10 protein-coding genes and 1 pseudogene are annotated in these 11,579 nt (G+C 52.8%); 8 read left to right on the forward strand and 3 right to left on the reverse strand.

Translation table 11 applies throughout. The features are described from left to right. The first annotated feature begins 94 nt into the window (after positions 1-94). Entirely contained in the window at positions 95-454 is a 360-nt protein-coding gene (locus M8T91_RS04045; protein ID WP_301417058.1) for a hypothetical protein, read from the forward strand. A 353-nt stretch (positions 455-807) separates the two neighbouring features. On the opposite strand, the gene M8T91_RS18855 is transcribed toward M8T91_RS04045, so the two are convergent. After that, positions 808-870, reverse strand: a complete 63-nt coding sequence (locus M8T91_RS18855) for a SymE family type I addiction module toxin (RefSeq protein WP_367317756.1) — start codon at positions 868-870, stop codon at positions 808-810. A gap of 318 nt (positions 871-1,188) precedes the next feature. Between M8T91_RS18855 and M8T91_RS04050 the strand changes: the two genes are divergently transcribed. The 7 genes and pseudogenes from M8T91_RS04050 (at position 1,189) to M8T91_RS04080 (ending at position 9,166) form a co-directional block, all read left to right on the forward strand. Further along, positions 1,189-1,413, forward strand: a complete 225-nt coding sequence (locus M8T91_RS04050; protein ID WP_301417060.1) for a DUF433 domain-containing protein — start codon at positions 1,189-1,191, stop codon at positions 1,411-1,413. Continuing rightward, positions 1,413-1,754, forward strand: coding sequence for a DUF5615 family PIN-like protein (locus tag M8T91_RS04055; RefSeq protein WP_301417062.1), 342 nt, complete (start codon positions 1,413-1,415; stop codon positions 1,752-1,754). Before M8T91_RS04050 ends, M8T91_RS04055 begins: the two co-directional genes overlap by 1 nt. A gap of 478 nt (positions 1,755-2,232) precedes the next feature. Further along, positions 2,233-2,658, forward strand: a complete 426-nt coding sequence (locus M8T91_RS04060) for a hypothetical protein (protein WP_301417064.1) — start codon at positions 2,233-2,235, stop codon at positions 2,656-2,658. A 259-nt stretch (positions 2,659-2,917) separates the two neighbouring features. Beyond that, on the forward strand, positions 2,918-6,610 hold the full coding sequence (locus M8T91_RS04065) for a choice-of-anchor D domain-containing protein (RefSeq protein ID WP_301417066.1): 3,693 nt from the start codon (positions 2,918-2,920) through the stop codon (positions 6,608-6,610). A gap of 97 nt (positions 6,611-6,707) precedes the next feature. After that, positions 6,708-7,004 (forward strand): annotated as a pseudogene (locus M8T91_RS04070) (IS3 family transposase); the annotation flags it as partial. An 826-nt stretch (positions 7,005-7,830) separates the two neighbouring features. After that, complete coding sequence (locus tag M8T91_RS04075) at positions 7,831-8,427, forward strand: DUF4360 domain-containing protein (RefSeq protein ID WP_301417068.1); 597 nt, start codon at positions 7,831-7,833, stop codon at positions 8,425-8,427. Positions 8,428-8,569: 142 nt separating this feature from the next. Next, on the forward strand, positions 8,570-9,166 hold the full coding sequence (locus M8T91_RS04080; RefSeq protein WP_301417070.1) for a DUF4360 domain-containing protein: 597 nt from the start codon (positions 8,570-8,572) through the stop codon (positions 9,164-9,166). A 15-nt stretch (positions 9,167-9,181) separates the two neighbouring features. Here M8T91_RS04080 and M8T91_RS04085 read toward each other — a convergent pair whose 3' ends face one another. Together M8T91_RS04085 and bioA are read right to left on the reverse strand one after the other, a co-directional pair. Next, complete coding sequence (locus M8T91_RS04085) at positions 9,182-10,261, reverse strand: ABC transporter ATP-binding protein (protein ID WP_301417072.1); 1,080 nt, start codon at positions 10,259-10,261, stop codon at positions 9,182-9,184. A gap of 26 nt (positions 10,262-10,287) precedes the next feature. Next, positions 10,288-11,559, reverse strand: a complete 1,272-nt coding sequence (gene bioA / locus M8T91_RS04090; protein WP_301417074.1) for an adenosylmethionine--8-amino-7-oxononanoate transaminase — start codon at positions 11,557-11,559, stop codon at positions 10,288-10,290. Between the last annotated feature and the right edge of the window lie 20 nt (positions 11,560-11,579).

Raw genomic sequence — 11,579 nt, forward strand, 5'->3', positions numbered from 1 at the left:
TTACAACCAGCGCGGCTAACTGCAGAGTCTCAGTAGCGATGCCGCCGGCAACAACCCCCTGCAGACGTTCGATAATATTAATGCCTGGGGCCAGGTGGAGCAGGAAACCTACGGTAACGGCCTGGTGATCAACCGCACCTACAACCCGGATACCGGGCGCCTGGAAACCATCAATACCGGCGATGGCCAGGTGCAGAACATTGAAAGTAGCTTACCTTTTTGCTCTAATTATTATGGCTGTGGAGATCAAGCCCTGTATCTAGTGGATCAACTCAGTGATCCTAGCTTTTATGATAGATTAAGCACCCAGTGGCGCTTTGAAATTATTTATGAACGGGGAACGATTGATCATCCTCTTCCTCATCAGTGGGTAGAAGGTTATCCGTGGGTTGATGAGTATATACGAATTAAGTTAGATCCATGGTCAAATCAAAGGAGCAGATCAAGTGAGTAAGTCACTATTTAAGAAACTTTTCTTCTGGTGCTTTTTGTTAGGATTTATTGGATTTGCTCTGAGGCAAAAAGGAATAATTGTATCAACTTATAGTCTATTCTTATGGGGTGGTGGTGGAATTTTGTTGGGGGTCATACTAGCAGTGATATTCTATATGTTGGAAAACCGAAGTAATAAAAATTAGGATCTCTTCGCTCAGGCTACGTCAGATTTGGGTGGAGCTGAAATAATGATCCCACAATGCAATTGGAAATATGAACAGACACTGTGGCTTTATAAATCTCAAGCCACCCGCCCAGTTCAGATTCAAAACCCTGGAAATGCAATCTACTGGGGTTTTGTTCTTAAGTTGTTTATTCAGCAGTCAATACCAAACACTCCTCCATCACCCTGACCTTGATCGGCGCATCCACCACAAACCTGGCCCATCCAAGCCAGTGACCCTTGATTACACTGGAGGTAGTTTACTGAAGTTCCTGAGAATCTCTGACTGGTGGATAACGGCCGGAATCAAAGTAAAGGAGGCAGGGGGCCTGATGAATGGATGCCACCCCATGAGCCAGTGCAGGCCATCTATGTCTAGCGTTTTATAGCGGTAGTGGAGAAGTATGGGCTGATGCTGCCAAATGAAGTAAGCGCCATCATCTTACCACTCTCGAAAAGACAGATTAAAAGTCATACAATCAGAGATCGAAAATTATGCAACGTTACGCAAGCAGTGAGGAGGAGGGGGAATGCCAGATAACAGCCAGATCTGGATCGAATGTAAGTCTGATGTGATGGTAGGCAAACCTTGCGTCAAAGGTACACGAATAACGGTAGAGAGCATTTTGCAGATGCTCAGTGCCGGGATGACTTATACCGAAATTATTAATGATTACCCGAGCCTGGATGAAACCAAGATCCGCGCGGCTATCGGATATGCTGCCACTCACCTGAGCAAAGGAAATGCCGCTTAATGCTGTTTATTGATGAGAGTCTCTCTTATCGGCTGGCTGCCCGCCTGGCGACAGAGTTTGCAGGTACGCTCGCTGTGCCCAAAGTTGCGGTCTTGGGCGAAGGCTCCAGAGACTCCAGGGTTTGGGAGTACGCTCAAGAGCACAACCTGGCACTGCTCACCAAAGACAAAGATTTTGTCGATTACTGGCGCCGCTTCGGGCCACCACCCAAGGTGATTCGCCTGGATATTGGCAACAATATGCAAGTGCGTTCCATTGAGACTTTGATGAAAACCAATAAGCGCCGTGTGCTTGAATTTTTGGCCGAACCCAAGGCTGGGTTACTGGTACTCATTGGTTAATCTCTTCATTAGAGTGGTACAGCTTTGGAGGTGGAATCTTGTATATTTGCAGGAAAAATGTGCAGTGTCAAAAACTGCTGATAAAGCTGCGCTTCGGCGCAAAAATACTATAATTACATACAGATTTTGGCACTAAACATCGGTAACTTTTTAATATATAAGCAAGAATCCGGTGCTTGTTTTTGCAGCATCTATATTGCTAATTTATTTCTGTTTTCCTATTGGCACAACATTCTCGATAGGAGCAGTGGTGGTATAGGCGGCCCAATCTGCCATCAGCGACTTGCGCTTCTCGAACAAGTCTCCGCGCCGGTCATCAACTTCTACAGAGTCCCCAAAGCTGTGGCTAGGGTCTGCTCGCAAGCGTCGCGTGGGTGCGGAGTAGCTTCTCCTGCCCAATCGCGGAAACCTGATCGGAGTCCGTGCATAGTAAGGTCGTCTCGCTTCATGTGGCGTAGTGCCATAAGCATGGCCATCTTTGGCAGGGGGCGTCCCTAATCGCTACAACCAGCGCGGCTATCTGCAAGGCCTCAGTAGCGACGCCGCCAGCAACAACCCCCTGCAGACGTTCGATAACATGAATGCCTGGGGTCAAGTGGAGCAGGAAACCTACGGTAACGGCCTGGTGACTAACCGCACCTACAACCCGGATACCGGGCGCCTGGAAACCATCAATACCGGTGGTGGCCAGGTGCAGAACAATGCTGCCTACCGCTGGCGCTCCAACGGCACCCTGGAGAGCCGCCTGACCTACAGTGCCTCGCAAGCCCTGCAAAAACAGGAAGACTTTGCCTACGACGACCTGAACCGCCTGCTCAGCGCCACCACCGTGGCCGGTGGCAACATCCACCTCTCTACCTTTATTTTGGATAGTATTTATATAGAATTCGAATTTCATGCCTAAATTAAGACGCAAAGTCAATAGCCTTTAGGTTTGATTCTTATGCCTATTGATTAAATAGGGACTCTACTGGATACGCTTGTCCTGCCAGAGTATTGCGGCCAATAAAGCCCAGCTTCAGTTGCTCCTAGGGATATCGGATAACTTCTTGATCTGCGCCTCTTTTGCCCTCAGTATGCCTCTAAACTATCAAATTTAAGTAGACCTGTTGATCATTCGTTCAGATGAAGCAGGCAGACAAAAGGCCAAACGGGGATCTCAAATGCGTTATTGTATTGGGCTAGTATTGCCAGTGCTTTTGTTGGTCTTTGGCTTTCATGCTGGTGAAGCTGCTGCTCAGTCTGAAATAGAGGTGACGTCTTCGGAGGGCGGGGCGCTACCCGACGGAGGCACTGACGCGCAGGGCAAGGAGCCAGTGGGCGTTTCCAAGTTGGTTACCTACACCATATCCAATACCGGCCTCACCGACCTGACGCTGATGACGGCCTCCGCTTCTGCCGCCAGCAACGTCACCATCGACTCCATCTCGGCACCGGGCTCGACCTTGGTGACTCCGGGAGGCACAACCAACTTCATTGTCCAATACACGCCGAGTGCAGCCGGGGCCTTCTCGTTCGACCTGAGTTTTGTCAACAACGACGGGAATGAGAACCCATACAACTTCACGGTCAGCGGCACCGCGCCAGGGCCCGAGATAGAAGTGACGTCTTCGGAGGGCGGGGCGCTACCCGACGGAGGCACCGACGCACAGGGCAAGGAGCCAGTGGGCGTTTCCAAGTCGGTCACCTATACCATATCCAATACCGGCGGCGGCGACCTGACGCTGATGACGGCCTCCGCTTCTGCCGCCAGCAACGTCACTATCGACTCCATCTCGGCACCGGGCTCGACCTTGGTGACTCCGGGTGGCACAACCAACTTCATTGTCCAATACACGCCGAGTGCAGCCGGGGCCTTCTCGTTCGACCTGAGTTTTGTCAACAACGATGGAAATGAGAACCCTTACAACTTCAGGGTCAGTGGCACCGCGCCAGGGCCCGAGATAGAAGTGACGTCTTCGGAGGGCGGGGCGCTACCCGACGGAGGCACCGACGCGCAGGGCAAGGAGCCAGTGGGCGTTTCCAAGTCGGTTACCTATACCATATCCAATACCGGCGGCGGTGACCTGACGCTGATGACGGCCTCCGCTTCTGCCGCCAGCAACGTCACCATCGACTCCATCTCGGCACCGGGCTCGACCTTGGTGACTCCGGGAGGCACAACCAACTTCATTGTCCAATACACGCCGAGTGCAGCCGGGGCCTTCTCGTTCGAGCTGAGTTTTACCAACAACGACGGGGATGAGAACCCCTACAACTTCACGGTCAGCGGCACCGCGCCGGCGCCTGAGATCGAGGTTTCGTCTTCGGAGAGTGGAGCCTTGGTCGACGGAGGGACCGACGCACAGGGCGAAGAACAGTCCGGCATGGCCAAGACGGTAACCTACACCGTGTCCAATACCGGCACCGACGACCTGACCATCGCGACGGCTACTACATCCGCCGCCAGCAACGTCACCATCAATTCCGTCTCGGCACCGGGCTCTGCCTCGGTTTCTGCCGGGGGCAGTACCACGTTTACGGTCAACTACACGCCGACTGCAGCCGGGGCTTTCTCGTTTGAGCTGCGTTTTACCAACAACGACGGAGATGAGAACCCCTACAACTTCACGGTCAGCGGCACCGCCAACACGCTAGCACCCGAGATAGAAGTATCATCTTCGGAAGGTGGGGCTGTAGCCAGTGGTGGCACCGACACACAGGGTAACGAGCCAGCGGGCACTGCCAAGACGGTAACCTACACCGTGTCCAATACCGGCACCGACGACCTGACCATCGCGATGGCCACCACATCCGCCGCCAGCAACGTCACCATCAATTCTGTCTCGTCGCCGGGCTCTGCCTCGGTTTCTGCCGGGGGCAGTACCACGTTTACGGTCAACTATACGCCGACTGCAGCCGGGGCCTTCTCGTTTGAGCTGAGTTTTACCAACAACGATGCGGATGAGAACCCTTACACTTTCACTGTTCGCGGCACCACGGTAGCGCCGGAGATAGCGGTGTCGTCTTCGGAAGGCGGGTCTGTGGCCAGTGGTGGAACCGACACGCAGGGCAACGAGCCAACGGGTACTGCCAAGACGATCACCTACACCGTGTCCAATACCGGCACCGACGACCTGACCATCGCGACGGCCACTACATCCGCCGCCAGCAACGTCACCATCGACTCCGTCTCGGCACCGGGCTCGACCACGGTTTCTGCCGGGGACAGTACTACCTTCACAGTTGGCTACACGCCTGATCTGGCAGGGCCTTTCTCGTTTGAACTGAGTATTGTCAACAACGATGCGGATGAGAACCCTTACGCCTTCACTGTCAACGGGATCGCTACGGGTGCAACGGCTGCAAGCTTGCGAATTGTTTCCGGATCAGACCAGTCAGCCGAAATCAACACACAATTTGACGATCCCTTGGTGGTGCAGGTGGTGGATGCCTCGGATAGCGGTGTTGAGGGTGTGGCAGTCACCTTCACCGCTCCAGTCAGTGGAGCCTCGGCAATTTTTGCGGCGAGCGGTACCAGGACTGAAATCGTAACGACAGGGTCTGACGGCACAGCGACCAGTTCGATTGTGACTGCAAATGGTATTGCTTCTCAATACAGGGGTGGAGGTCAGTCATCGTATTCCGTTGAGGCCAGCGTCACTAGCTTGGGAAGCGTTTCCTTCTCCCTGACGAATGAAAGGAACGCGGCTGCCGACATCCGTAAAACACAAGAAGTCATAGCATCCTTCGTGACCAACCGAGCCGATTTGATTGTTTCCAATCAACCCAAACTTGTGTCGCGTTTAAAACGCAGATCCTTGGGCAACCAGTCCGGTGGAAATAGATTGAATTTAAATGCCACCCCCAATGCTCAGTCCGGCAGCTTCCAGTTCAGCCTGAGAGCATTTGAGGACGCCAACAACCAGCCAGGAAATTCGCTTCGGTCTGGGACCACGCGTCAGCGCAGCAGCGGCTCTGCAAAAGGTACTCCATTGCCGCGCCTGATGGGTGTTGCCAGTAGTGCAACTTCGCCCAATGGCAAAGTGACATCGGCGTCAATCGACGCAAATGAGCAGGCTAGTGCGAGTCAAAGTTGGCAATCCGATTGGGATGTTTGGGCATCGGGCACATTCGCACTCAGCCAGAGCGACAATTTTGATACACACTCTGGTCTTTTCTTCTTGGGGGTAGATCATAGCTACAACAGTGATATGGTTGTTGGGTTAATGGCGCAGTTGGACATTGCCGAAGAGGATAACAGCCGGGAAAACACCAGCGCTGATGGATTCGGCTGGATGGCTGGACCCTATACAGTTCTTCGTTTGAACGAAAACTTCTATTTTGACGGGTCAGTTGCCTATGGCCGGTCATATAATTCGGTTAACGCTCTAGGCCTGTTTGAGGATGAATTCCAGACCGAGCGCTACTTGTTACAAGGTGGACCGACCGGCGATATGAAAGTCGGTGATATAACCACAATCAGCCCATTTGCACGCCTCACCTATTATTTTGAGGAACAGGAAAGTTATACAGATTCGCTGGGGCGGGTCATCCCCTCTCAGGACTTTGATCTCGGGCGACTGGAGTTTGGCCCAAGGATATCTTGGAATCTCGCATCAAGCGGGGGTATGCTGCTTACGTCCTATCTATCTGTGTCTGGAATTTATGATTTTAACAAGCTTCAGGATACTGTACCGACGGACGCAATTTTGATATCTGCTGACGAAGATTTCCGCGCACGTCTGGAGCTGGGCGGATCACTGATAATTCCGGACAGCAATACCCATATCTCGTTCAATGGTTTTTATGATGGTATTGGGGTGTCCGGTTTCGAATCGTACGGAGTTACAATCATACTAGATATGGCATTTTAAGGGTTCCCTCCGATATTCCCCATATGAATGTCCGATTCGGCATCCGCTTGCATACCAATTTATTGGACGAGGACAACCCGCTCCGACCCCGAAGCCCGGTGGCGTTACCCATCACAGTGATCGAGGTAGTCAGTACCTGTCGATTCGATATACCGAGCGGCTTAGTGAGGCGGGTTTTCAGACATCAGTCGGCAGCGTCGGGTACTCCTAATACAACGCACTGGCAGAAATCATCAGCGGCTTATTCAAAGCGGAAGTCATCCACAGGGCAGGCCCCTGGGATGAGGTTGAATGTGCAACCTTGACCCGGGTCGACTGGTTTAACCAGCGCCGCATTCTTGGGCCAATTGGCGATATGCCTCCAGCCGGATACGATAACTTTTCTTATCAATAAGCCGAGTCTGCCCAAGCGGCATGGCTCAAATCAAATTGCCTCCGACAAACCCGGGGTGATTCACTTCCCGGTTCTGTTGAAGTTAATTGTGAAATAATTATTTCATAAAATTGATCATATTTGCGCATGTAAAATGGTTTTAACCGAAACGTCATTATTGCCTGTCGAGTTGGCGATTCTTATTTTTCCGTAAAAATAAAATCTCAAGCAAATAATTGATTTCATGAGGTGGCTGCTTCCCTAAGCAGGTGTTCCGTTAGGTTGATTGTGAGGTCAGCCTATTTGAATTTATGCAGCGCCTATTGATTTATATCAATCTCCCGGAGGTTCTCAAAAATAGAGATTTTATTTTTGAGTTTCTGCTAGGCGATTAAACTCGTTTAGAGTAGGGTGAAAGCTGATTAATATGGGAGTTTTTTAAATGAACATAATAGAATTACAGCCATATCCAAAAAGGCAATGGGGAATTAACTGTCGGTTCAAGTGTTTTCAGCAATTCTTGCGCCTTTAAGTAGTCAGGGGTATTGAAATGTTCAGTGGCATTTAATAAGAATGCCTTTTTAGGTTACTCAAAGAATCTACCGAAAACCCATCCAGGTTGGCAGTGGTTTCATAACCAAGTTTTTAACAGTATGGTTGATAGTAAAATATACAAATGCCAGGAATCGCACTTGGCGATACCCTGATTGTCATTGTGTATTCATGAAGCTTGCGGCAGTGTGGATCTGTTCTGGGATAGAATTACCCAGGTTCTTTTCGGTAGGGTATACCGCCATCGTGTTGTGGGAATACCCACCCTGTGGGTGGAAAATATCGGAGAATCTGAATGTGTACTAGAATATTTCCAGTTGTTTTGTGCTTGTTGTTCTCATGTGCTGCCATGGGAAAAACCATCATTATAGATGGTCATGAGATAGAAATAGGGCCTATTGCTGCCAATGGTGCAGGTTGTCCTGATGGTACGGTAACCGCAACTGCGAGCGAAGACAATGCAAGAGTTGCCATATTATTTAATAGCTACAGTGCAATTACCAACGCTGCCAACCCAGTTGCCCAGTCGGATTGCAATATTGCAATACCGTTAAGTATTGATCCGGGTTTTTCAGTGGGTATCCTGGATATTGACTGGCGTGGCACAGTTGTTTCTGCACCGGGGTCCTTTATTAATTTTCATCGAGAGTTTTTCTTTTCCGGCAGTCAGGGGCCCAGCCACGATTTTAACTGGAATAGTGCCGGATTCGAGAATTTTTTATTAAATGATCGTCCACCTTTTGTGCACTACTCCGGCTGTGATGGGGCGCCACTGATTGCTCGTGCAGATACTGTGGCTACCGTCATCGGTGCAGATAGTTTATTCTCTTTGCGAGCCGCTGATGTGGGTTCCAAACTGCTTTTGCATTTGGATGTTATTTCTTGCGGGTAACGTCGGATAAAAATTGAAGCCCTTTAACAGGTGTATCTGGATTTTCACTCTCGGCGGTCTGCTCTGTCCGTATGGCCGCAGAAGCCTTTACCCTTTGGGAAGGGGTTGGATTCACTGCATATAAGGAAAATGGAGAATACAAATGTGCAATAAAGTAATACTGCTGGTTTTAAGTTTATTATTTTCAGGTAATGCCATAAGTAAAACAGTGATCATTAATGGGCATGAAATAGAAGTTGGGCCTATTACTGTGAACGGTTCAGGCTGTCCGGCGGGAACAGTCACCGCCACCGCGACCGATGACAATGAGAATGTTGTTCTTTTATTCAGTAACTATAGGGCCATTACAAATGAGGCGAACCCGGTCGCATTGTCAGACTGTAATATTGCATTGCCGCTCAGTGTGGAGCCCGGATTTTCAGTAGGGATTGTAGATATAGACTGGCGGGGTACGATTGTTTCTGCGCAGGGCTCTTTTATCAACTTCCATAGAGAATACTTTTTTTCAGGGAGCCAGGGTCCCAACTATGATTCCAACTGGAATAGTGCAGGGTTTCAAAATTTCTTCTTGAATGATGATCCGGTGTTTGCCTACTATTCTGACTGCAATGGTGAACCATTAATCGCCCGCGCCGATACGGTAGCCACGGTGGTTGGCGCTGACAGTCTTTTTTCATTACGCTCTGCGGATGTGGAGGCGCGATTGATTTTGCATGTGGAAGTGATTCCCTGTGAGTGAGTATCCACTTGTCGGTTAATCTGCCTGCACTTTTTGGTATGGCGATCGGTCCTCGCTGTGGGTGGTAAAAACCAGGGGCCGGGATAGGCGCAGTGGCACTGTACTGTCTGCTGGGAAATGGTGCGCAGCCTTTAGGGATGTGCTGAAGCTGTTTCCCCCCGGCAGGCGAAACTTGTACACGGCCCGGTCCCCGAGGAAAGTTTTTTCAATAATATGGGCGAGGACGGCATGGGGGTGATCGCCCGGCAGGATATCCTCGCTGCGCACAAAAACCCGTATTTGCTCTCCAGCTGTAAACCCCTGGTGCGGCAGTTCCAGCTTGCCAAGTGGGGTTTCTGCAAGCCCCGTGTGGATAACCCGACCCTCGAACAAGGTGCCATCGCTGACGATACGCGCGACGGCAATATTGGCCGGGTGGCGGTACAGCTGCTGGGGGGTGTCCCACTGCTGCAGTTGCCCACCGCTCAGTACCCCGAGTGTATCGCCGGCAATAAATGCCTCACTGCGGTCGTGGGTAACGATCATTGCCGGTGTGCCCTGTGCGCGCAGAATCTGTCGCACTTCTGCGGCTAGGCTGCGGCGCAGTGCGCTATCCAGATTGGAGAAGGGCTCGTCCATGAGCAACAGGCGCGGCCGCGGTGCCAGGGCGCGGGCCAGGGCAACACGCTGTTGCTGCCCACCGGAGAGCTGGTGGGGAAACTGTTTGGCGTATTCCTGCAGCTGCACCAGCTGCAGCAATTCCGCCACGCGCGCCCGGCGCTCCTGCCCGCCGAGTGACTGGATGCCGAAAGCCACATTGTCGGCAAGATTTAAGTGCGGAAACAGTGCGTAATCCTGGAATACCATGCCGATATTGCGTTTCTCCGGGGGCGTCATGGCGCCTGCAGAGGAGATGGTTTTGCCCTCCAGGGTAATAGACCCGCTGGCGAGCGGCTGGAAGCCGGCAATTGCCTGCAGAAGCGTGGTTTTGCCGCATCCGCTCGGCCCCAGCAGGCAGGCGATCTCCCCCGGCAGCAGGGACAGGGAGACGGATTCGATCACCACCCGGTTGCCGTAGCGGCATTCCAAGTCGTTTGCGGAGAGTATGGGTTGCACAGGGAATCTCGGGCGTATTTGCTCTATCAATCGATTTCGCCGAGTACATCCACCATCGCCGCAGTCAGCTGGGTAAGATCGGCTTCGGAGATAATATACGGCGGCATGGTGTAGACCAGCTTGCCAAAGGGGCGCAGCCAGACGCCGCGCTCGATCAACGCCGCCTGCAGACTGGCCATAGGCACCGGCTCGCGCATTTGCACCACACCGATGGCGCCGAGCGCGCGCACATCTGCGACACCCCCTGCCTGTTCGAGTGGGGCCAGCTGTTCTTTGAGTTGGGCCTCAATGCTTTCAACCCTGTGCTGCCAGGGGCTGCTGAGCAACAGGTCGATACTGGCATTGGCCACGGCGCAGGCCAGGGGGTTGCCCATAAAGGTGGGGCCGTGCATAAAGACCCCGGCCTCGCCGCTACAGATGCCCTGGGCGATGCGGTCGCTGCACAGGGTGGCGGCCAATGTCAGTGTGCCGCCGGTAAGGGCCTTGCCCAGGGTGAGAATATCCGGGCTGACAGCGGCGTGATCGCAGGCGAACAATTGGCCGCTGCGACCGAAACCGGTGGCGATTTCATCGGCGATCAGCAGCAGGTCATATTCGTCGCACAGTGCTTTTACCCGGCGCAGGTAGTCTGCGGAGTAGAAGCGCATACCGCCGGCACCCTGCACAATCGGCTCCAGGATCACCGCGGCCAGTTGCTCGCGGTGTTGCGCCACCAGTTGCGCCAGTTCGCCAATGTCCCCATCGGGGCAGGGCTGGCCGAAAGAGGTTTGCGGGGCGGGGGCGAACAGATGCTGAACGAGCTGCCCGGCAAACAGGTGATGCATACCGGTGACAGGGTCACAGGTGGCCATGGCCCCAAAGGTATCGCCGTGATAGCCGTTGCGCAGGGCCAGCAGTTTGTGTTTGCCCGGCTTGCCTTGAGCATGCCAAAACTGCAGCGCCATCTTGATCGCGACTTCCACAGAGACTGAGCCGGAATCGGCGAGAAATACCCGGTTGAGTCCCGGCGGGGTGATTTCCACCAGCTTCCTGCACAGTGCAATGGCGGGCTCGTGGGTGAGGCCGCCAAACATCACATGGGACATCTGTTCCATCTGTGCGCGCAGGGCGCGGTTCAGCTCGGGCACATTGTAGCCGTGCAGGGCACTCCACCAGGAGGACATGCCGTCAATCAGGCCGCGGCCATCCTCCAGGAAAATACGAACCCCCTCAGCCCGCACCACCGGGTAGACCGGTGGCGGGTTGAACAGGGAGGCATAGGGGTGCCAGATATGCTTGCGGTCGAATTCCAGGTCCATCAACAGCGCTCTCTCTTTTA

The sequence above is a fragment of the Microbulbifer sp. MI-G genome (assembly GCF_030440425.1).
In the GTDB taxonomy this organism is placed as follows: domain Bacteria; phylum Pseudomonadota; class Gammaproteobacteria; order Pseudomonadales; family Cellvibrionaceae; genus Microbulbifer; species Microbulbifer spongiae.

Excerpts from the sequence above, each read along its gene's own strand:
- M8T91_RS04050 (WP_301417060.1), top strand. The coding sequence starts at position 1,189 with ATGCCAGATAACAGCCAGATCTGGATCGAATGTAAGTCTGATGTGATG.
- M8T91_RS04055 (WP_301417062.1), top strand. The coding sequence starts at position 1,413 with ATGCTGTTTATTGATGAGAGTCTCTCTTATCGGCTGGCTGCCCGCCTG.
- M8T91_RS04065 (WP_301417066.1), top strand. The coding sequence starts at position 2,918 with ATGCGTTATTGTATTGGGCTAGTATTGCCAGTGCTTTTGTTGGTCTTT.
- M8T91_RS04075 (WP_301417068.1), top strand. The coding sequence starts at position 7,831 with ATGTGTACTAGAATATTTCCAGTTGTTTTGTGCTTGTTGTTCTCATGT.
- M8T91_RS04080 (WP_301417070.1), top strand. The coding sequence starts at position 8,570 with ATGTGCAATAAAGTAATACTGCTGGTTTTAAGTTTATTATTTTCAGGT.
- bioA (WP_301417074.1), bottom strand. The coding sequence starts at position 11,559 with ATGGACCTGGAATTCGACCGCAAGCATATCTGGCACCCCTATGCCTCC.